This is a genomic window from Jannaschia donghaensis (genome assembly GCF_001403795.1).
Classification (GTDB): Bacteria; Pseudomonadota; Alphaproteobacteria; order Rhodobacterales; family Rhodobacteraceae; genus Jannaschia; species Jannaschia donghaensis.
In genome coordinates this window covers 363679-384820 of sequence record NZ_CXSU01000012.1, presented here as the reverse complement: position 1 = coordinate 384820, position 21142 = coordinate 363679, and the positions used below count along the sequence as shown (strand labels likewise).

Genomic DNA, 21142 nt, shown 5'->3' with positions numbered 1-21142 from the left:
AGCCGTCAACGTCGTCTTGCCGTGGTCAACGTGACCAATCGTGCCGATGTTAACATGCGGCTTGTTACGTTCGAATTTTGCCTTCGCCATTGGAAAGCCTCCTATCGTGGATGATGGCGGACGCGGCCGCCGGAATGTGTGAGGGCGGGCGGGATCACCCCCGCCCTGCCCGGATCAGGCGAACTTCTTCTGGATCTCTTCCGAGATGTTCTGCGGAACCGGATCGTAGTGGTCGAACTGCATCGAGAACTGCGCCCGGCCCGACGACATGGACCGCAGGGTGTTGATGTAGCCGAACATGTTGGCCAGCGGCACGAAACAGTCGATCGCGATCGCGTTGCCGCGCTGCTCCTGACCCGAAACCTGACCGCGGCGCGACGTCAGATCGCCGATGATGCCGCCGGTGTATTCCTCCGGCGTGATCACTTCGACTTTCATGATCGGCTCGAGCAGTTTGGCACCCGCTTTGCGCATACCTTCCCGCATGCCCATCCGCCCCGCGATCTCGAATGCGAGAACTGAGGAGTCGACGTCGTGGAACTTACCGTCGAGCAGCGAGACCTTGAAGTCGATGACCGGGAAGCCCGCCAGCGGACCGGAGTCCATGACCGACTTGATGCCTTTTTCCACGCCGGGAATGTATTCCTTGGGCACGGCACCGCCGACGATCTTGGATTCGAAGGAATAGCCTTCGCCCGGCTCCGTCGGAGAGATCAGCAGCTTCACTTCGGCGAACTGACCGGACCCACCCGACTGCTTCTTGTGGGTGTAGGTATGCTCGACCTCGTGACCGATGGTCTCGCGGTAGGCGACCTGCGGGGCACCGATGTTCGCCTCGACCTTGAACTCGCGCTTGAGGCGGTCGACCAGGATGTCGAGGTGAAGTTCGCCCATGCCCTTCATGATCGTCTGACCGGATTCGATATCCGTTTCGACGCGGAAAGACGGATCCTCAGCGGCCAGACGGGCCAGGCCCTGGGACATCTTCTCTTGGTCGGCCTTCGTCTTGGGTTCGACCGCGATCTCGATGACCGGATCGGGGAAGGTCATCGTTTCCAGAACGACCTGATCGTTGATGTCCGACAGGGTGTCACCGGTCGTGGTGTCCTTCAGGCCGGCCAGCGCGATGATGTCGCCCGCGAAGGCTTCCGTGATTTCCTCGCGGTTGTTGGAGTGCATCATCATCATACGACCGACGCGCTCTTTCTTGCCCTTGGTCGTGTTCTGAAGCGTATCGCCCTTGTTGAGCTTGCCCGAATAGATCCGCGTGAACGTGAGCGAGCCGACGAACGGATCGTTCATGATTTTGAACGCGAGGCCCGAGAACGCCATGTCGTCATCGGCGCGGCGCGGGATGTTGCGGACTTCGTCCTCATCGCCGGGCTTGAAGCCCATGTAATCGACAACGTCCATCGGCGACGGCAGATAGTCGATGACCGCATTCAGAAGCGGCTGGACACCCTTGTTCTTGAACGCGGAGCCGCCCAGAACCGGAACGAAAGCCATCGACAACGTGCCCTTGCGCAGCAGTTTGCGCAGGGTCGGCACATCAGGCTCGGCCGCGTCCATCAGGTAGGCTTCCATCGCGTCGTCGTCTTGCTCGACGGCGGCTTCGATCATCTTGCCACGCCATTCGTTGGCCATGTCCTTGAGGCTGTCGCGGATGGGGGCCTTGATCCAGGACGCGCCCAGATCCTCGCCCTGCCACAGCCACTCTTCCATGGTCACGAGATCGAGCAGGCCTTCCAGCTCGGTCTCGGCCCCGATCGGAATGCCGACGGGAACGGCGCGCGCGCCAGTACGGTCTTCGATCATGCGAACACAATTGAAGAAGTCGGCACCGATCTTGTCCATCTTGTTGACGAAGACCATCCGCGGAACCTTGTAGCGGTCGGCCTGACGCCAGACGGTTTCGGTCTGCGGCTCGACGCCGGCGTTGGCATCCAGAACGCAGACAGCCCCGTCGAGCACGGCAAGCGAACGCTCGACTTCGATGGTGAAGTCGACGTGACCGGGCGTGTCGATGATGTTCATCCGGTGCTTTTCGGAATCGGGTGTCTCACCGTCCTCGGTCCGCTCCCAGAACGTGGTGGTCGCGGCGGACGTGATCGTGATGCCACGCTCCTGCTCCTGCTCCATCCAGTCCATCGTGGCGGCGCCGTCATGGACTTCGCCGATGTTGTGGGACTTGCCGGTATAGAACAGGATCCGCTCCGAACAGGTGGTCTTGCCCGCATCGATGTGGGCCATGATGCCGAAGTTCCGGTATCGGCTGAGGGGATAGTCGCGTGCCATGGGGCGTACCTCTGAATGGAGGAGAAAACGGGTTCGGGGGCCCCGTTCGGGCCCCCGTATCGGTGCGTTATATAGGCGCCGAACTTACCAGCGGTAGTGGCTGAACGCCTTGTTGGCGTCGGCCATCTTGTGCGTGTCTTCACGCTTTTTGACGGCCGAGCCACGCGACTGGACGGCGTCGATCAGCTCACCGGCCAAACGCTCTTCCATGGTGTTCTCGTTGCGGGCGCGTGCGGCCTTGATGAGCCAGCGGATCGCCAGCGCTTCGCGGCGCTCGGGGCGGACCTCGACGGGGACCTGATAGGTCGCACCACCAACGCGGCGCGAACGCACCTCGACGGACGGTTTGATGTTCTCCAGGCTCTCGGCGAACACTTCGATCGGGCTGCGCTTCAGCTTGGCTTCGACGCGTTCCATGGCGTTGTACACGATCTTCTCTGCGGTCGATTTCTTACCATCGAGCATCAGATTGTTCATGAACTTGGTCAGGACCTTGTCGCCATATTTGGCGTCGGGCAGGACTTGGCGCTTTTCAGCGGCGTGACGGCGGGACATATTCTGATCCTCTTACTTCGGACGCTTGGCGCCATACTTCGAACGACGCTGGCGACGATCCTTGACGCCCTGCGTATCGAGCACACCGCGCAGGATGTGATAACGGACACCCGGAAGGTCCTTCACACGACCGCCACGGATCAGCACGACGCTGTGCTCCTGGAGGTTGTGGCTTTCACCAGGGATGTAGGAAATGACCTCGAAGCCGTTGGTCAGACGCACTTTGGCGACCTTCCGCATGGCCGAGTTCGGCTTCTTCGGCGTGGTCGTGTAGACGCGCGTGCAGACGCCGCGCTTCTGCGGGCAGCCTTCGAGGTGCTGCGACTTCGACCGTTTGACCTTGGGCTGACGCGGCTTGCGGATCAGCTGCTGGATGGTGGGCATTTACGGTTCCCCGTTCTTGTTGATCTCAAACATTTCCGGCGATCCCGACGCCCCAAACCGTTTTACCGCTGCCCCCGGAATTCCGACCTGGGAGAAGCGGTTGAGTGGCAGAGGATGCGGAAAACAATATTCCGGATCTTGCGCGACAGGGTCTGGCGTGTCGGACCGGACGATTGTTCCCCCGGACCGAATTGCCGCCCTCCTAGGGGAATCGCGGGGGGGTGTCAACGCGGGGGGCCGGCGGCCCGCACATTGTCGTCGTATCGGTGGTCGTGCGGGGCAATGACGACCCGACGCCTTGTCCGTCCAAGCATTTGCCCGCAACGTGCCCGCACAATGTCGGACCTTCAAATCCTTGCCATCACGCGCTTCGCCTATCCCGGATTGGGCGGCTATCAGGTAGAGCACGACACCGTCGCGGCGCGGACCGCCCACCTGTGGCACCCCGCCCGGATGGAAGCACGGATGCGCACGCTGGAGCATGTCAGCCTGCGCACGCTGGCCGCACAAAGCGACGGCGACTTCCGCACCCTGATCATCACCGGCGCGGACCTGCCAGAGCCGTGGCGCAGTCGTCTGGAGCGGCTCGCCTCGGGTCTTAAGGGTGCCACGATCATCTATCACCCGACCGAGCCTTACCGCGACGCGATCCGCAACGCCGTCCTGCCGCACATCGCCCCCGAAGGCCCGCCGGTCATGCAGTTTCGCCATGACGACGATGACGGGGTTGCGCGCCGGTTCATCGCCCGGTCGCGCGAAACCTTCGCTAATGTGCGCCCGCTGTGGGAACGGCACAAGCGGCTGACGCTGGATTTCAACCGCGGCATCATGCTGAACCTGACGGTCGACGGACCACTGGTCGAGGAGACCTTCGTGCCGCATCTGGGCGTGGCGCAGGCGGTGTTCCTGGCCCCCACGAACCCGCGGACGGCGCTGCATTTCCCGCATCACCGGCTGGGCACGCTGATGCCGTCGGTCACCCTGCCCGATACGCCGATGTGGTTGCGCGGCGTGGACGACACGAACGACAGCGGACAGGCGAAGCAGCTGGCCCGGCTGGTCCCGGCGGACGAGGATCAGAAAAGACAGTTGCGACGACGCTTCGCCTTGGACCTCAAGGCGATCCGGGACAGCTTCTAGCGCGGCGCGTTCGGAAGCGGCGCCGGGGCGCGGCGGCCTTCGCGCAGCAGCGTGTAAAGGCCCGTGCCGACGACCATGACCGCCCCGATCAACGTCAGCGGCTTCGGCCATTCGCCGAAGATCGCCCAGCCCAGCAGCAAACCCCAGATCAGCGCCGTGTACCGAAACGGCGTGACGGCGGCGACTTCGCCCACCCGCATCGCCATGATCGAGAAGAGATAGCCACCGATGATGAAGACCGACGCCAGCGCGATCAGGGCCCAGTTCGCGGGCGTCACCGACGCCCAGCCGGACGGCAGCGATATCGCCAGCCCCAGGCCCATCACGCCCACGGCCGTGAAGATCGCCACCTTGAGCGAGGGCACGTCAGGCGACAGGCGACGCGTCAGCAGTTCGCGCGCCGTGATCGTGACGACGGCGGCCAGCGCGACAAGCGACCATCGGTCGAAATCCGCCCCGCCTGGCCGCACGATCAGCAGAACGCCGGCAAAGCCGACGGAAATCGCCGTCCAGCGGCGCCAGCCGACGCGTTCGCCCAGGAAGACCGCGCCGGCTGCGGTGATGGCCAGCGGCAGCACCTGAAGGATCGCCGTGACATTGGCGAGCGGCATATGCGTGAGGGCCAGGATGAAGGGAAAGAAGCTGACCACCTCGGCCAGCGACCGGCCGATGACCCATTTCCAGTCGCCGCGCGGGATCGGCTTGGACAAGGCCCCCGTCGCGTGGGCCAGCGCCAGCAGCAGGGCCGTGGCGGCCACCCCGCGCAGGAAGACCATCTGGAACGTCGGCATCCCCTGCGCCACGAATTTGATGATCGCATCGTTGCAGGTGAAGGTCGCCATCGACCCCATCATGAAACAGGCCCCGCGCAGGTTGTCGTTCATCGCGCGCCCACAGGCGGCGTCGGCATCAGGGCGAAGGCTGCGGCCGGGTCCACACCGAAGCGTTTGCGCAGCAGGTCCGCCCCCTGCCCCGTCGAGATCGGCTGCGCATGGGGTGGCGCGGCGCGGTTGCTGTCGTTGGTGTCGTGTTGCGTGCGGATGAACATCTCATCTCCGCCCGGTTCAAGATACGTCGGGATAAAGCTGGCAATGCGACGGTGGTTGTAGCGGTAGATGCAGGTCGGGATGTCGGGCGCAGTGATCATCGCGCAAGCCAGGCTTGGGGCATAGGCCTCCCGGAAAGCATGGAATGGCTGGATGGGATCGTTCAGGTCCAGATAGAGGCCGCGCGTGAAGGCGACGCAGACCGGACTGTCTGCGAAGCCGCCTGCAATCAGGCGATCTGCCCGGTCGCGGGTCTTTTCGATATAATCCACGGCCAGAGCGTCGTCGTCGTCGAGCCGGAAACCGGTGACGTGGTCCGCACGCGCATCGACGCAGCGGCGGAACGCGCGCTTGGCCGCGGGAAGCGGGCCCATGCGATCAAGGAATATGGGTCGAACGAAGGAATACCGGTCGGTCATCGCCCGCAGCCGGTCCTGCCAGTCGGGCGCGAGGTTTGATCCGGCGAGGATTCCGCAGGTGAAGTCGCCGTCGGTCTGCGCCGCCAGCGACGGCAGGACCAGAGTCTCGAGATAGGCGAAGCGCGCGGTCAGACGGGCGGGATCGTAGAGCATCGCCTGCAGCGCGTCCGGTCCCATCGCCGACGCGGCGAACCCTTCGGTCGCCGGATAGCTAAAACGGATGAGGCCGATGATCTGATTGCGGACGGTCATGGGCTTGCGTCGCATGGGTGCCGGGACACGGCAACGAAAAACCCCCGCCGGATCGCTCCGGCGGGGGTGATTTCAGTTCGGGGCCGAAAGGATCAATCCTCGGACGGATCTTCCACCGCTTCCGGCGTCTTGAACGCATCTTCGGCGGACGACTTCGGCTCGGGGGCGGCCAGGGCCGCGGCCTTTTCGGCCTCGATCCGGGCAGCTTCGATGACGACGCTGTCGCGCGCGGTGGCAATGGCGCGCATCTGCTGCGTCGCCCCGCCGGTGCCCGCCGGGATCAGGCGACCCACGATGACGTTCTCCTTGAGGCCGACCAGCTTGTCGCGCTTGCCCTGCACCGAGGCTTCGGTGAGGACGCGGGTCGTCTCCTGGAAGGACGCCGCCGAGATGAAGCTGCGGGTTTGCAGCGACGCCTTGGTGATGCCCAGCAGGATCGGCTCGGCCCTGGCGATACGATCGCCGCGCTTCTCGGCCTTCGCGTTCGCCTCCTGCAGCTCCTGCTTGTCGATGTGCTCGCCCTTGAGCAGCGTGGTTTCCCCGCTGTCGAGCACTTCGAACTTCTGCAGCATTTGACGGACGATCACCTCGATGTGCTTGTCGTTGATCTTCACGCCCTGCAGTCGGTACACGTCCTGCACTTCGTCGATCAGGTAGTCGGCAAGTGCCTCGACCCCCAGGATCCGCAGGATGTCGTGCGGGGCCGGGTTGCCGTCCATGATGTAGTCACCACGCTGCACGAAGTCGCCTTCGGTCACCGGGATGTGCTTGCCCTTGGGCACCATGTAGTCGATCGGCTCCAGGCTCTCGTCGGAGGGGATGACGGTGATACGGCGCTTGTTCTTGTAGTCCTTGCCGAACTTCACCGTACCGTCGGCCTCCGCGATGATCGCGTTGTCCTTGGGCTTGCGTGCCTCGAAGAGTTCCGCCACCCGCGGCAGACCACCGGTGATGTCCTTGGTCTTGGCACCTTCGCGCGGAATACGCGCGACGACGTCACCAGCCTTCATATCCTGACCGTCTTCGATGGACAGGACGGCATCCACCGACATCGGATAGGTGATCGGGTTGCCCGCTTCGTTGCGCACAGGCTCTCCGTCGGGACCGGCCAGAATGACTTCCGGCTTGAGCTCATTGCCCTTGGGGGCGGAGCGCCAGTCGGTGACGATCTTCTGGGTCATGCCGGTCGCGTCGTCGGTCTCGTCCCGGACGGAAATGCCCGCGTAGAGGTCGACGAACTTCGCCTTGCCGTCGGCTTCGGCGATGATCGGCAGGGTGTAGGGGTCCCATTCGAAGAGCTTCTCGCCGCGTTCGACCTTCTGGCCGTCTTTGACGAAGAGCGTCGTGCCGTACATTAGTTTGTGTGACGCGCGCTCATCCCCGTTTTCGTCGATGATGATCAGCTGCATGTTGCGGCCCATCACGACGATCCCGCCGGCTTCGTTCGCCAGCGTGTTGGCGTTGCGGAAATCGACCGTTCCCGGCGACGACGCCTCCATGAAGGACTGCTGACCGCCTTGGGCCACGCCGCCGATGTGGAACGTCCGCATCGTCAGCTGAGTCCCAGGTTCACCGATGGACTGGGCCGCGATGATGCCGACGGCTTCGCCCAGGTTCACCTTGGTGCCGCGGGCCAGATCGCGACCGTAGCAGGTGGCGCAAACCCCCTCCTCGGCCTCGCAGGTCAGCGGGCTGCGGATGCGCATGGACGCGACACCGGCCGTGTCGATGGCATCGGCGCGACGTTCGTCGATGATCTCGCCGGCCTTGACGATAACCTCGTCGGTGCCGGGCACGTGGACGTCATCGGCCGCAGTCCGGCCCAGCACACGCTCGGCCAGGGTGGCGACGACTTCGCCGTCGTTGACGGCTGCCTCGGCGGTGATCGCCTTCTCGGTGCCGCAGTCGTCCACGCGGACGATGCAGTCCTGAGCCACGTCCACCAGACGACGGGTCAGGTAACCGGAGTTGGCCGTCTTGAGGGCCGTGTCCGACAGACCCTTGCGCGCGCCGTGGGTCGAGTTGAAGTATTCAAGAACGGTCAGACCTTCCTTGAAGTTCGAAATGATCGGCGTCTCGATGATGTCGCCGTTCGGCTTGGCCATCAGGCCGCGCATGCCGCCCAACTGCTTCATCTGCGTGACCGAGCCACGGGCACCGGAGTGGGCCATCATGTAAACGGAGTTCGGCTCGTTCTCGGCACCGTTCTCGTCCTCGCCAGCGATGGAGATGAAGGACATCATGGCCTCGGTGACCTTGTCGTTACACTTCGACCAGGCATCGACCACTTTGTTGTACTTCTCGCCCTGAGTAATCAGGCCGTCCATGTACTGCTGCTCGAAGTCCTTCACCTGATCGCGGGTCGCGTCGACGATGGGCCACTTGCTGTCGGGAATGACCATGTCGTCCTTGCCGAACGAGATGCCGGCCTTGAACGCTTCGCGGAAACCGAGTGTCATGATCTGGTCGCAGAAGATGACCGACTCCTTCTGGCCGCAGTAGCGGTAGACGGTGTCGATGACCTGCTGCACTTCCTTTTTGCGCAGAAGACGGTTCACCAATTCGAACGGGGCCTTGGCATTCAGCGGCAGCATGGAGCCCAGGCGGACCCGGCCCGGCGTGGTATCCATGACGACGCCGACCTCCTCGCCCATGTCGTCGATCTGCGGAACGCGGCACTTGATGTGCGCGTGCAGATGAACGGCCCCGGCGTCGAGGGCGTGCTGCACCTCGTCAACGGAGGAGAAGACCATGCCTTCGCCCTTCATGCCCTTCCGGTCCATGGAGACGTAGTAGAGGCCGAGGATCATATCCTGCGACGGAACGATGATCGGCGCGCCGTTGGCGGGCGACAGAACGTTGTTCGTGGACATCATCAGGACGCGCGCTTCGAGTTGCGCCTCCAGCGAGAGGGGTACGTGAACGGCCATCTGGTCACCGTCAAAGTCGGCGTTGAACGCTGAACAGACGAGCGGATGCAGCTGGATTGCCTTGCCTTCGATCAGGACCGGCTCGAACGCCTGGATGCCCAGACGGTGCAGCGTGGGCGCACGGTTCAGCAGAACCGGGTGCTCGCGGATGACCTCGTCCAGGATGTCCCAGACCTCGGGACGCTCTTTCTCTACCAACTTCTTGGCCTGTTTGACGGTGCTGCTGAGGCCTTTGGCTTCGAGCCGCGAGTAGATGAACGGCTTGAACAGCTCGAGCGCCATCTTCTTGGGCAGACCGCACTGGTGCAGCTTGAGTTCCGGCCCTGTCACGATGACCGAACGCCCCGAGAAGTCGACGCGCTTGCCCAGAAGGTTCTGGCGGAAGCGGCCCTGCTTGCCCTTGAGCATGTCGGACAGCGACTTGAGCGGGCGCTTGTTCGCCCCGGTGATGACGCGGCCACGACGACCGTTGTCGAACAGCGCGTCCACGGATTCCTGCAACATGCGCTTTTCGTTGCGCACGATGATGTCGGGCGCACGCAGCTCGATCAGCCGCTTGAGACGGTTGTTACGGTTGATGACGCGGCGGTACAGGTCATTGAGGTCCGACGTCGCGAACCGGCCACCGTCCAGCGGCACCAGCGGGCGCAATTCTGGCGGAATGACCGGAATCACGGTCAGAACCATCCACTCGGGACGGTTGCCGGATTCGATGAAGCTCTCGACGATCTTCAGGCGCTTGATGATCTTCTTGGGCTTCAGCTCCCCTGTGGCTTCCTTCAGGTCTTCGCGCAGGGTCTGCGCTTCCTGGTCAAGGTCGATGGCGGCCAGCATTTCGCGAATGGCTTCGGCACCGATGTTCGCCTGGAAGGCGTCGGCCCCGTAGTTATCCTGCGCGTCCATGAACTCCTCTTCGGACATCAGCTGTCCGTAGGTGAGGTCGGTCAGGCCCGGCTCGATCACGACGTAGTTCTCGAAATACAAGATCCGCTCAAGATCCCGCAGGGTCATGTCCAGCATCAGGCCGATGCGCGACGGCAGCGACTTGAGGAACCAGATGTGCGCGACAGGGGAGGCCAATTCGATGTGGCCCATCCGCTCCCGGCGAACCTTTTGAAGCGTGACTTCCACGCCGCATTTCTCGCAGACGACGCCGCGATACTTCATGCGCTTGTACTTGCCGCACAAGCATTCGTAGTCCTTGATCGGACCAAAGATGCGCGCGCAGAACAGACCGTCACGCTCGGGCTTGAACGTCCGGTAGTTGATGGTCTCGGGCTTCTTGATCTCGCCGTAGGACCACGAGAGGATGCGCTCGGGCGAGGCCAGCGAGACCTTGATCTCGTCGAAAACCTTCTGCGGCGCGATCGGGTTGAACGGGTTGTTCGTGAGTTCCTGGTTCATTGAGTGACCTTTCCAGGTGCGGTGCAGTCGAATTGGTAAACCTGAGTTGCCAAGACCGCATGTGTAATTTCAAAAACGCGAAGTTCGGAATGAGGGGCACAGGCTAAGCGAGCTAGTCCTTCGGGGGATATTCCGTCGACATCGCCGACAGTTATCTCTCCCTGAATGACGCCGTCCTCGCGTGTCACGACTGTCCCGTTCATCTGGGACGCCGTTGCCGACAAAGTGCCCGCCCAGAACCCGAAGGCCCCGGACAGTGCACCAATCGTGACAAGCGCAAGAACAGCTATCAGCCTGCCGCTCTTCACTCCGTCTCATCCTCCGCATCCAGGAGTTCCATGTTCAGGCCGAGGCCGCGGACTTCCTTGACGAGAACGTTGAAGCTCTCGGGAACGCCCGCCTCGAAGTTGTCCTCGCCCTTGACGATGCTCTCGTAGACCTTGGTCCGTCCGGCAACGTCGTCCGACTTGACCGTCAGCATCTCCTGCAGGGTGTAGGCGGCGCCGTAGGCTTCGAGCGCCCAGACCTCCATCTCACCGAAGCGCTGACCACCGAACTGTGCCTTACCCCCCAGCGGCTGCTGCGTGACGAGGGAGTACGGGCCCGTGGAGCGGGCGTGGATCTTGTCGTCGACAAGGTGATGCAGCTTGAGCAGATACTTCACCCCGACGGTCACCTGACGCGAGAATTTCTCTCCGGTGCGCCCGTCGAACAGATCGGACTGACCACTGGTGTCGAAGCCGGCGCGGGTCAGCGCGTCGTTTACGTCGCCTTCCTTGGCCCCGTCGAAGACCGGCGTGGCGATGGGAACGCCCGCCGTCACGTTGCCCGCATATTCGAGAAGTTGATCCTCGCCCATGTCGGCCATCGCCTCCTCGTAGGCTTCTTCGCCATAGGCGATGCGCATCGCTTCGCGCACCGGAGTCATGTCGCCGGAGCGGCGGTATTCGTCCAACGCCTCGTCGATCTTGAGGCCCAGACCACGTGCGGCCCAGCCCATGTGCGTCTCCAGGATCTGACCGACGTTCATGCGCGACGGCACGCCCAGCGGGTTCAGACAGAAGTCGACCGGCGTCCCGTCGGCAAGGAACGGCATGTCCTCCATCGGCACGACCTTGGAGATGACGCCCTTGTTGCCGTGACGGCCGGCCATCTTGTCGCCCGGCTGAAGCTTGCGCTTCACGGCGATGAAGACCTTGACCATCTTCATCACGCCCGGCGGCAGGTCGTCGCCGCGGCGCACCTTCTCCACCTTGTCCTCGAAGCGGGCTTCAAGGGCGCGCTTCTGGATCTCGTACTGTTCGTTCAGGGCTTCGACCTGCTTGGCGGATTCTTCGTCCTCCAGCGCGATCTGCCACCACTGGCCGAAGGACAGCGGCGAGAGCGTCTCGTCGCTGACGACAGCGCCCGGCTTGAACCCTTTGGGGCCCTTCACGCCGACCTGGCCTTCGATCATGCCGCGCAGGCGGGCATAGATGTTGCGATCCAGGATCTCGCGCTCGTCGTCGCGGTCGCGGGCCAGACGTTCGACCAACTCGCGCTCGATCTGCAGGGCCCGCTCGTCCTTTTCGACGCCGTGACGGTTGAAGACGCGAACCTCGACCACGGTGCCGTAGTCGCCCGGTTTCACCCGCAGGGACGTGTCGCGCACGTCGGAGGCTTTCTCACCGAAAATGGCGCGGAGGAGTTTCTCCTCCGGCGTCATCGGGCTTTCGCCCTTCGGTGTGATCTTGCCCACCAGAATGTCGCCCGGCTCCACGTCGGCACCGATGTAGACGATACCGGCTTCATCCAGATTGCGCAGGGCTTCTTCGCCCACGTTCGGGATGTCGCGCGTGATCTCTTCCGGCCCGAGCTTGGTGTCGCGGGCGGCGACTTCGAATTCCTCGATGTGGATCGAGGTGAAGACGTCGTCACGGCTGATCCGCTCGGAGATGAGGATGGAGTCCTCATAGTTGTAGCCGTTCCACGGCATGAACGCGACGATGACGTTCTTGCCAAGCGCCAGTTCCCCCATGTCCGTCGACGGACCGTCGGCCAGAACCTCGTTCTTGACGACCGCATCGCCCACTTTCACCAGCGGACGCTGGTTGATGCAGGTGTTCTGGTTCGAGCGTTGGAATTTGCGCAAACGATAGATGTCCACGCCCGCATCGCCCAGGGCCAGATCCTCGGTTGCCCGCACGACGATACGTTCGGCGTCGACCTGGTCGATGACGCCGCCGCGACGGGCCATGATGGCCGCCCCGGAATCGCGGGCCACGACCTCTTCCATGCCGGTGCCGACGAAGGGCGCATCCGCACGCAGCAGAGGCACGGCCTGACGCTGCATGTTAGATCCCATCAGGGCGCGGTTGGCGTCGTCGTTCTCGAGGAACGGGATCAGCGCCGCGGCGACTGAAACCAGCTGCTTGGGCGACACGTCGATCAGATCGACGTTGTCACGGCTTTGCAGCATGTAATCGCCGGACTGCCGTGTGGACACGAGTTCGTTCTGGAACCGCATGTCGGACGTCAGCTGCGCGTTTGCCTGCGCCACGGTGTGGCGCATTTCTTCGGTGGCGGACATGTACTGGACGTCTTCGGTGACCTGACCGTCGACGACCTTGCGGTACGGCGTCTCGATGAAGCCGTACTTGTTCACGCGGGCATAGGTGGCCAGCGAGTTGATCAGACCGATGTTCGGGCCTTCCGGCGTTTCGATCGGACACATGCGACCGTAGTGCGTCGGGTGCACGTCGCGCACCTCGAAGCCGGCGCGTTCGCGCGTCAAACCGCCCGGTCCAAGCGCCGACAGGCGACGCTTGTGCGTCACTTCGGACAGCGGATTGGTCTGGTCCATGAACTGCGACAGCTGCGAGGAGCCGAAGAATTCGCGCACGGCGGCCGCTGCGGGCTTGGCGTTGATCAGGTCCTGCGGCATGACCGTGTCGATCTCGACCGAGGACATACGCTCCTTGATGGCACGCTCCATCCGCAGAAGGCCGACGCGGTACTGGTTCTCCATCAGCTCACCGACGGACCGCACGCGGCGGTTGCCAAGGTGGTCGATGTCGTCGATGTCGCCACGCCCGTCACGCAATTCGACCAGCGCCTTGATGCAGGCCAAGATGTCATCGTCGCGCAGCGTGCGGACAGTGTCCTCGGCGTCCAGCGCCAGACGCATGTTCATCTTGACCCGGCCAACGGCCGACAGGTCATAGCGCTCTGAATCGCGGAACAGCTGATCGAACAGGTTCTGGGCCGCATCCACGGTGGGCGGCTCGCCCGGACGCATCACACGGTAGATGTCCATGAGCGCAGTTTCGCGACCCATGTTCTTGTCGGCGGCCATAGTGTTGCGCATGTACGCGCCCACGGTAACGTTATCGATGTCGAGGACCGGGATATCGGTGACGCCCGCGTCCAGCAGCTCCTTGAGGGTGCCGCCCGACACTTCGCCTTCCTTGTCCAGCTCCCACGTCAGCTCGTCACCGGCTTCGGCGTAAATCGCGCCGGTCTCTTCGTCGATGATGTCGCGCGCGGCGAACTTGCCCACGATCGCGTCGAAGGGAACCAGGATCTGGCCGACTTTGTCGTCGTCACGCAGCTTCTTGACCTGACGCGGAGTGACCTTCTTGCCGGCTTCCATCACGACTTCGCCGCTGTCGGCATCCACGATGTCCATGGCCGGGCGGGTCCCGGTATAGCGTTCGGGGAAGAACTTCGTGGACCAGCCTTCGTTCTTCTTGAGCGTGAAATCGACGGTATCGTAATAGGCATTCATGATGCCTTCCTGATCCATGCCGAGCGCATAGAGCAGCGTCGTCACCGGCAGTTTGCGGCGACGGTCGATGCGGCAGAACACCAGGTCCTTGGCGTCGAACTCAAAGTCCAGCCAGGAGCCGCGATAGGGGATGATGCGGCACGCGAACAGCAGCTTGCCCGAGCTGTGCGTCTTGCCTTTGTCATGGTCGAAGAACACGCCCGGCGAGCGGTGCATCTGGGAGACGATCACACGTTCGGTGCCGTTCACGATGAACGTGCCGTTCTTCGTCATCAGGGGCATGTCGCCCATGAAGACGTCCTGTTCCTTGATGTCCTTGACCGACTTGGCCGAGGTATCTTCGTCGATGTCGAACACGATCAGGCGCAGCGTCACCTTGAGAGGCGCGGCGTAGGTCATGTCGCGCTGCTGGCATTCCTCGACGTCGTACTTGGGTTCCTCCAGCTCATATTTCACAAACTCAAGGACGGCGGTTTCGTTGAAGTCCTTGATCGGGAAAACCGACTGGAACGTGCCCATCAGGCCCTCGCCTTCGGAGGGCTCGGCCTGGTCGCCGGATTTCAGGAACAGATCATAGGAAGATTTCTGAACCTCGATGAGGTTCGGCATCTGGAGGACTTCCTCCAACTTGCCATAATAGCGACGGATACGCTTGGAGGACGTTTGCGTCTGAGCCATGTTGTGCTCGCCTTTTCAAGTTTCGCGCCGCGTCCCCGTCGGGCACCGGGGACCACAGCCTGCGAATGGATCATCGGAAAGGACCATCTGGCGCACCTTCCCACAGGTGCTCCGCCGTCCTTCCTCCTGACCGGGAAAGCCGAGCGCGGCTTGCCGAGACAGGAGCGGGTGGAGCGAGAATTCCCGCTCCACCCTGATGTTTACAACCTCAGCTCCCTACTCGGAAAACTTTGCCGGAACAAAGCTGCCTTTTCGTCACCGGGGTAGGATGCAGGGCATCCCACGCACGACCGTTCCTTGCGGAACGGCGCGTTATTACTTCAGTTCGACTTCGGCGCCAGCTGCTTCCAGCTTGCCCTTGATGTCTTCGGCTTCGGCTTTGTCGACGCCTTCCTTGACGGCTTTGCCGCCGGCTTCGACCAGATCCTTGGCTTCTTTCAGGCCCAGGCCCGTGATGCCGCGGACTTCCTTGATCACGTTGATCTTGGAAGCGCCGGCCGACTTCAGGATGACGTCGAATTCGGTCTGCTCTTCGGCAGCCGCGCCACCACCATCGGCGGGACCGGCCATCATTACGGCGCCACCGGCGGCCGGCTCGATGCCGTATTCATCCTTGAGGATGGTCTTGAGTTCCTGGGCTTCCAGGAGGGTCAGACCGACGATGTCTTCGGCGAGTTTTTTCAGATCAGCCATTGTACTGTTTCCGTTCTATAAAGTTGTGTTCCGATGCCGTGCCTTTCAAGGCCACGACGAGGGATGACGTAAGGTGCCTCAGGCAGCCTTCTCCTCGATGGTCGAGAGAATGCTGGCGATGTTGGAAGCAGGCGCGCCAATGGCCCCCGCGATGTTCGAGGCAGGTGCGCCGATGCAACCCGCGATGGAAGCGATAAGCTCCTCGCGGCTGGGCATCTTCGCAACCGCCGAAACACCGGCGACGTCCAGCGCCGTATCGCCCATCGCGCCACCAAGGATAACCAACTTCTGGTTGTCCTTGGAATACGCATCGAAGACCTTCGCCGCAGCGACGGGATCTTCGGAATAGCCGAGTACGGTCATGCCCGTGAGGTAGTCGGAAATGCTGGCGACAGCTTTCCCCTCCAGGGCGATCTTGGCGAGCTTGTTCTTGGCAACGCGTACGGAACCCCCGGCTTCGCGCATACGCGCCCGCAGGTCCTGCATTTCGGCAACTGTCATGCCCTCGTAGTGGCTGACCACCACGACGCCAGAGCTTTCGAAGATCTGGCCGAGTTCGTCGACCAATTTCTCTTTCTGCGCTCTATCCACAGTTTCACTCCAAGTATGGGGGTTTCCCCCCGGCTCATTTGAGGGAGGGTCTGACCTCCCCTTGTCGGACGGGTTCTACCGTCCTTGCGGGTCCAATGAAGGGCCCCGCGCCAGATCGCCCGAGGCTCACCTCGGAAATCAGTCTCGGGTCCCATCTCGGGAAGGATTTAATGGGGGTTACCCCCCGACCCTCCGTCTCGGACAGGACAAGGCCGGTGTCTTGCGACGGCGGCCCTGCCATTCCCCGTCCGAAGACGAGGAAATTCTTTCTTTACGCGTCCGGATCGTTTCCGGTGGCACTGTCGACGCTGACCGAAATGCTCGGCCCCATCGTAGAGCTGAGGAAGACGCGCTTCATGTACGACCCCTTGGCCCCGGCCGGCTTGGCCTTGGACACGGCATCGACGAAGCTCATCACGTTCGCCTTGATCGCGGCCTCATCGAAAGACGCTTTGCCGACACCGGCGTGGACGACGCCGTTCTTCTCGGCCTTGAACTGAACCTGACCGCCTTTGGCGGCCTCGACGGCCTCCTTGACGTCCATCGTCACCGTGCCGACCTTCGGGTTCGGCATCAGGTTGCGCGGACCCAGCACCTTACCCAGACGGCCCACGATGGGCATCATGTCGGGTGTGGCAATACAACGATCGAAGTCGATCTTGCCCGACTGAACCGTTTCCATCAGGTCCTCGGCACCGACGATATCGGCTCCGGCGGCTTGGGCCTCCTCGGCCTTTGCACCGCGTGCGAACACGGCGACGCGCACTGTCTTGCCGGTGCCGTTCGGCAGGCTGACGACGCCACGGACCATCTGGTCAGCGTGGCGCGGGTCAACGCCCAAGTTCATCGCGACCTCGATGGTTTCATCGAATTTCGCCTTGGCGTTCGATTTCACCAGCTTCACGGCGTCGTCGATCGTGACGTCTTCCTGGCCGGCGAACTGCTCGCGGGCTGCGGTGGTACGTTTTCCGAGCTTGGCCATCATTTCACCTCGATACCCATGGACTTCGCAGAGCCCACGATAATCTTCATCGCCTGATCGACATCGTTGGCCGACAGGTCTTTCATCTTGGCTTCCGCGATTTCACGAACCTGCTTGACGGTCACGCTCGCCACGGTCTCCCGACCCGGGGCTTCGGCCCCGCGCGGACGGTTGCGCTTACCCACGGGCTTCAGGCCAGCAGCCTTCTTGAGGTAATAAGACGCGGGCGGCGTCTTGATTTCCATCGTGAAGGACTTGTCCTGGTAGTAGGAAATCACGGTGGGACACGGTGCGCCGGGCTCCATTTCCTGCGTCTTGGCGTTGAATGCCTTGCAGAATTCCATGATGTTGATACCGCGCTGGCCCAGGGCGGGGCCCACGGGCGGCGACGGATTGGCCTTGCCTGCAGGGATCTGCAGCTTCATCGTGCCGACGAGTTTTTTCGCCATTGGCTCTCTCCTTTGCGGCGGCGGGAACTCCCGCCCTGCATGTGCCCCGAGGGGCGGTTATGCCGTGGTTCGGTTCGGGCTTCCCCTCGCCTCCCACGTCCGAAATGCCGACGACCGGGTCGCCGTCACGGGATCACGCGGTCTTTGAGACCTGTGTGAATTTCAATTCGACCGGGGTTGCGCGGCCAAAGATCGAAACAGTCACTTTCAGCGACTGCGCCTCGTCGTCCACTTCCTCGACCTGACCGGAGAAGCCTTCGAAAGGACCGTCGGTCACGTTGACGTCTTCGCCGATCTCGAAAGAGATGAGGCTGCGGGGTGCCTCCTCGCCTTCTTGGACACGATTGAGGATCTGATTGACCTCGGCGTCGCGCATCGGCATCGGACGGCCTTGCGGACCAAGGAAGCCGGTCACGCGATTGATCGAGTTGACGAGATGATAGCCTTCGTCGGACATTTCCATCCGCACGAGGACGTAGCCAGGCATGAAGCGCCGCTCGGACGTGACCTTCTTGCCGCGACGGACCTCAATCACTTCCTCGGTCGGGACCAGAACCTCTTCGATCTGATCATGCAGATCCTGCTCCTCGACGGCGGTACGGATGTGCTCCGCGACGCGTTTCTCGAAGTTGGACAGCACGCTGACCGAATACCACCGCTTCGCCATGTCTTGCCCGCGCCTCTCGTTTTTGTCCTGCGCCCGGCCCGCCCCCGAAGGTTTGGCCCGAAACGTGAAACAGCGCGCATCCGAATCAATGCACGCCGCTCTCTGTAATCTCGGGTTCCTCTACATCTCGTCCGTCAGGGGTTCAACCCCGCAAGCCGGGATTGCGCCCGTCCGATCAGAACGCCGCCAAAAGTTCGGTCAGACCAGTTCTGATCAGCAGATCCACGAAGAAGAAGAATGTCGCGGCAACCACGGCAAGGAGAAACACCATTACCGTCGTCAGAAGAACCTCGCGCCGTGTGGGCCACGAAATCTTGGCGACCTCCGCACGGGTCTGCTGGATGAACTGCACCGGGTTCGTCATGGCCATCGTTCGCACTCCTGCTCATCGCGTTGGGTGCAAATAGGATGGCGTTGGCCGCTTTGCAAGCGGACCGACGTCCCTTCCGTCAGCTGGCCGCCGCCCAAGCGGCACGCTCGGGCGCGTCCTTGTTGAGGTCGAACCGCTCGATCAGGTGGAGCATTTGTGAGGCCGCGCCTTTCAGCGACTGATTGGCTGTCGTGATTTCTTCGAACATTGCCGTATTCTGCTGGGTCGCCCCGTCGATCTCGCCCATTGCGCGATTGATCTCGGCGGCCGCATTTGACTGGGATTGTGCCGCCTCGGCGATTTCGACGACCTGGTCCCCGATCTTCTCTATACTATCGCCCAATGTGGTAAGCGTCTCACCGGTCCGTGCGACGCGCTGCACGCCCTTGTCGATCTGTTCCGAGCTCGTCTCGATCAATCCGCCAATCTGCTGGGCAGCATCCGACGCGCGCTGCGCCAAAGCCCGCACCTCCGAGGCGACCACGGCGAATCCGCGCCCCGCCTCTCCCGCACGTGCCGCCTCCACGCCGGCATTGAGAGCCAGAAGGTTAGTCTGGAATGCTATATCGTTTATGACGCCAAGCATCCGCGAAATTTCTTCAGAAACCGATTGGATCTCCTGCATCGATTGTACGGCATCCCGCACGATCGCATCGCTTTGACGGGCTTCCTTGCGCGCCGATTCCGCAAAACCCTGCGCGCCCGACGTGAGGTCGGCGGTCGCGGAAATCGAACCGACAATCTGCTCCAAGGCATGCGTCGTCTCAGCCAAAGAACCGGCAGTCCTTTCAGTGCGCTTCGATAGATCCTCGGCGGACGCCGAAAGATCGCTGCTGTCGTCGAGAATGCCGATAGCGTGCTGGGAGAGGTCACCCAATGCAGACTCCAGGTGATCGGCCATCGCATTCGTCGAAGCCTGAAGCCTGCCGAATGCGCCGGTCCAGCGCCCCTCCATACGCGCGCAAAGGCGACCGGCTTCCAGTTGGGCAAGGACAGACGTGATTTCGGTCAGACTCGTCTGGACACGCTCCATCGTGGTGTTGAGCGCGGTACGCAGAGCCATCTGTTCCTCGGGAACGCCATCGACGGTCATTCGCTTGTCGAAGTCTCCAGCCGAAGCGGCGGAGAGGACCTTTTCCAACTCAACCTGCAACGCATGACGGGCGTCAGCCTCGGCCTCGGCCTTGTATCTTGCTTTGGTCTCGCGGGCTGCCGCGGTCTCCCTCTCGGTCCTCTCGGCTTCCTCTCGCTCCACCTGCAGCGCGCGCGCCCGAGCTTCGGCCTCGGCACTTCGAGCTTCGGATCGTTCGCGTTGCAGGATATTTCCCCGGAAAACTTCCAGGGCCGCGCGGATACGTCTGAGCTCGGTAGATCGTTCCTGCGGCAGGGGGACATCCGTCTCTCCGCGGGCAAGCGCCTGCATTGACCGGATCGTTCGATTGATCGGCCGACCAAAGAAGCAGTGAAGCATGATCATGATCGCCGCACCGATGACGACCAGGACGACGGCGAACAAGACACCATGCCAGACGAGTTCCGATGCGACGCGTTCATGCAAGGGGCTCAGATCATAGACCACCTCCACCCAGCCAGAGGTTGGGCCAGATGTTCCGAGCGCAGTAAAAACAGGTGTGCGAACGATCTGAAGATTGCCGACAGTACTACCGACCGGCTCAAGCGGGGCTTGCTGTGCGGTGGAGAACGCAGAGAAATATCCTGCGGGTCGCGATTGCGTGGAAGACACTGCGAAGACCTCCTCGCCATCCGTCGCGAACCCGCGCATCGCGATCGCAGTCGTTCCCTCGACCTCGAAGATCGACCTTGCAGCTACCTCGGCCTCCATCCTGTCGTAGCTGCGAATATAGGGAGCGACCCTTGCCGCCACGAGGGAGGTTTTGATCTTGGCCGAAATCTCAGCGTCTTTCCGTTGGCTTTCGATCATTTCACCGGAAACGAAATAGAAGGACATCGCGACCGCGACCGTCAGCAACAACATGACCAAAACCGTGACGCGCGTCACGAAGGATCCGGCGATCGCCGACAGCCTGCTTTGAGGTGCCCCCGGGTCTGTGGGCACGATGCCGTCGCTGTCGGACGCATACCCTTCAGGCAGGTGATCGGGATCTTGGGAATCGGACATGATCGGCCTCGTGGTGGCAATGCCCAACCGATACTTCGACGATGTTAAGAAAGGCTTGTCGGCGGATCACATACCCGGCCCCCACGGACGGGACCTGGCAGGGGCATCAGGATTCGAACCCGAGGCCTGCGGATTTGGAATCCGCTGCTCTACCAACTGAGCTATACCCCTGCAGGTGCAGGCGGAATACTTGGCGTGCCAGTCCGACGCAAGGGCTGCGGAGTTCGGACGGCAATATTTTGTCCACGGCGTTGGCACCAAACAAATGCACAGAAGACGACGGGGTATTCGAACAGGTTCGGGCAAGCGCGTGTCGGACTACGCAGTGACGCAGGGCATTGCGAACCGACGAAGCGGACATCGCAGGGAAATCTGGCTGTC

At 62.3% G+C, this 21142-nt stretch carries 16 protein-coding genes and 1 tRNA gene; 1 reads left to right on the top strand and 16 read right to left on the bottom strand.

Features of this window, described 5'->3' with window-relative positions; genetic code table 11:
- The 4 genes from JDO7802_RS18405 to rpsL all read right to left on the bottom strand — a co-directional run.
- The coding region (locus JDO7802_RS18405) for a GTP-binding protein (RefSeq protein WP_139226313.1) at positions 1–90 on the bottom strand (90 nt) is incomplete at its 3' end.
- Positions 91–174: 84 nt separating this feature from the next.
- Positions 175–2295, bottom strand: coding sequence for an elongation factor G (gene fusA / locus JDO7802_RS11165; protein ID WP_055085586.1), 2121 nt, complete (start codon positions 2293–2295; stop codon positions 175–177).
- A gap of 84 nt (positions 2296–2379) precedes the next feature.
- Positions 2380–2850 (bottom strand): 30S ribosomal protein S7, encoded by a 471-nt coding sequence (gene rpsG, locus JDO7802_RS11160; protein WP_055085585.1) that lies wholly within the window; start codon positions 2848–2850, stop codon positions 2380–2382.
- Positions 2851–2862: 12 nt separating this feature from the next.
- Entirely contained in the window at positions 2863–3234 is a 372-nt protein-coding gene (gene rpsL, locus JDO7802_RS11155; RefSeq protein WP_055085582.1) for a 30S ribosomal protein S12, read from the bottom strand.
- 336 nt (positions 3235–3570) lie between these two features.
- Here rpsL and JDO7802_RS11150 point away from each other — a divergent pair, with 336 nt between their 5' ends.
- On the top strand, positions 3571–4374 hold the full coding sequence (locus JDO7802_RS11150; RefSeq protein ID WP_055085579.1) for a glycosyltransferase: 804 nt from the start codon (positions 3571–3573) through the stop codon (positions 4372–4374).
- Here JDO7802_RS11150 and JDO7802_RS11145 read toward each other — a convergent pair.
- The 12 genes from JDO7802_RS11145 to JDO7802_RS11085 form a co-directional block, all read right to left on the bottom strand.
- Positions 4371–5258, bottom strand: coding sequence for a DMT family transporter (locus JDO7802_RS11145; RefSeq protein WP_055085577.1), 888 nt, complete (start codon positions 5256–5258; stop codon positions 4371–4373). The genes JDO7802_RS11150 and JDO7802_RS11145 overlap by 4 nt on opposite strands.
- On the bottom strand, positions 5255–6091 hold the full coding sequence (locus JDO7802_RS11140; protein ID WP_187298129.1) for a glycosyltransferase: 837 nt from the start codon (positions 6089–6091) through the stop codon (positions 5255–5257). Before JDO7802_RS11140 ends, JDO7802_RS11145 begins: the two co-directional genes overlap by 4 nt.
- A 92-nt stretch (positions 6092–6183) precedes the next feature.
- On the bottom strand, positions 6184–10425 hold the full coding sequence (gene rpoC / locus JDO7802_RS11135; protein ID WP_055085573.1) for a DNA-directed RNA polymerase subunit beta': 4242 nt from the start codon (positions 10423–10425) through the stop codon (positions 6184–6186).
- Between the two features lie 304 nt (positions 10426–10729).
- The gene (gene rpoB / locus JDO7802_RS11125) at positions 10730–14869 is read right to left on the bottom strand and encodes a DNA-directed RNA polymerase subunit beta (protein ID WP_055085569.1); all 4140 of its coding nucleotides are present in this window, start codon (positions 14867–14869) and stop codon (positions 10730–10732) included.
- Positions 14870–15184: 315 nt separating this feature from the next.
- Positions 15185–15562 carry a 50S ribosomal protein L7/L12 gene (rplL, locus tag JDO7802_RS11120; protein ID WP_055085567.1) on the bottom strand — a complete coding sequence of 126 codons (378 nt, stop codon included), beginning with the start codon at positions 15560–15562 and terminating at the stop codon, positions 15185–15187.
- A gap of 78 nt (positions 15563–15640) precedes the next feature.
- Positions 15641–16153 (bottom strand): 50S ribosomal protein L10, encoded by a 513-nt coding sequence (rplJ, locus tag JDO7802_RS11115; RefSeq protein WP_055085565.1) that lies wholly within the window; start codon positions 16151–16153, stop codon positions 15641–15643.
- Positions 16154–16424: 271 nt separating this feature from the next.
- Positions 16425–17135 carry a 50S ribosomal protein L1 gene (gene rplA, locus JDO7802_RS11110; RefSeq protein ID WP_055085563.1) on the bottom strand — a complete coding sequence of 237 codons (711 nt, stop codon included), beginning with the start codon at positions 17133–17135 and terminating at the stop codon, positions 16425–16427.
- Positions 17135–17584: a 50S ribosomal protein L11 gene (rplK, locus tag JDO7802_RS11105; RefSeq protein ID WP_055085561.1), complete on the bottom strand. Its 450-nt coding sequence runs from the start codon at positions 17582–17584 to the stop codon at positions 17135–17137. Before rplK ends, rplA begins: the two co-directional genes overlap by 1 nt.
- Positions 17585–17717: 133 nt before the next feature.
- On the bottom strand, positions 17718–18251 hold the full coding sequence (nusG, locus tag JDO7802_RS11100) for a transcription termination/antitermination protein NusG (RefSeq protein ID WP_055085559.1): 534 nt from the start codon (positions 18249–18251) through the stop codon (positions 17718–17720).
- 175 nt (positions 18252–18426) lie between these two features.
- Positions 18427–18621, bottom strand: a complete 195-nt coding sequence (gene secE / locus JDO7802_RS11095) for a preprotein translocase subunit SecE (RefSeq protein ID WP_055085557.1) — start codon at positions 18619–18621, stop codon at positions 18427–18429.
- A 79-nt stretch (positions 18622–18700) separates the two neighbouring features.
- Positions 18701–20788 carry a methyl-accepting chemotaxis protein gene (locus tag JDO7802_RS11090; RefSeq protein WP_144430597.1) on the bottom strand — a complete coding sequence of 696 codons (2088 nt, stop codon included), beginning with the start codon at positions 20786–20788 and terminating at the stop codon, positions 18701–18703.
- 68 nt (positions 20789–20856) lie between these two features.
- Positions 20857–20932: transfer RNA gene (locus JDO7802_RS11085), tRNA-Trp, on the bottom strand.
- Positions 20933–21142: the final 210 nt, after the last annotated feature.

Bases quoted from the DNA above. Each gene is read 5' to 3' on its own strand.
- JDO7802_RS11140 (WP_187298129.1), bottom strand. From the start codon at position 6,091: ATGACCGTCCGCAATCAGATCATCGGCCTCATCCGTTTTAGCTATCCG.
- rpsG (WP_055085585.1), bottom strand. From the start codon at position 2,850: ATGTCCCGCCGTCACGCCGCTGAAAAGCGCCAAGTCCTGCCCGACGCC.
- rplA (WP_055085563.1), bottom strand. From the start codon at position 17,135: ATGGCCAAGCTCGGAAAACGTACCACCGCAGCCCGCGAGCAGTTCGCC.
- secE (WP_055085557.1), bottom strand. From the start codon at position 18,621: ATGGCCATGACGAACCCGGTGCAGTTCATCCAGCAGACCCGTGCGGAG.
- rpsL (WP_055085582.1), bottom strand. From the start codon at position 3,234: ATGCCCACCATCCAGCAGCTGATCCGCAAGCCGCGTCAGCCCAAGGTC.
- rpoB (WP_055085569.1), bottom strand. From the start codon at position 14,869: ATGGCTCAGACGCAAACGTCCTCCAAGCGTATCCGTCGCTATTATGGC.
- rplK (WP_055085561.1), bottom strand. From the start codon at position 17,584: ATGGCGAAAAAACTCGTCGGCACGATGAAGCTGCAGATCCCTGCAGGC.
- rplL (WP_055085567.1), bottom strand. From the start codon at position 15,562: ATGGCTGATCTGAAAAAACTCGCCGAAGACATCGTCGGTCTGACCCTC.
- fusA (WP_055085586.1), bottom strand. From the start codon at position 2,295: ATGGCACGCGACTATCCCCTCAGCCGATACCGGAACTTCGGCATCATG.
- JDO7802_RS11150 (WP_055085579.1), top strand. From the start codon at position 3,571: ATGTCGGACCTTCAAATCCTTGCCATCACGCGCTTCGCCTATCCCGGA.
- rpoC (WP_055085573.1), bottom strand. From the start codon at position 10,425: ATGAACCAGGAACTCACGAACAACCCGTTCAACCCGATCGCGCCGCAG.
- JDO7802_RS11145 (WP_055085577.1), bottom strand. From the start codon at position 5,258: ATGAACGACAACCTGCGCGGGGCCTGTTTCATGATGGGGTCGATGGCG.
- nusG (WP_055085559.1), bottom strand. From the start codon at position 18,251: ATGGCGAAGCGGTGGTATTCGGTCAGCGTGCTGTCCAACTTCGAGAAA.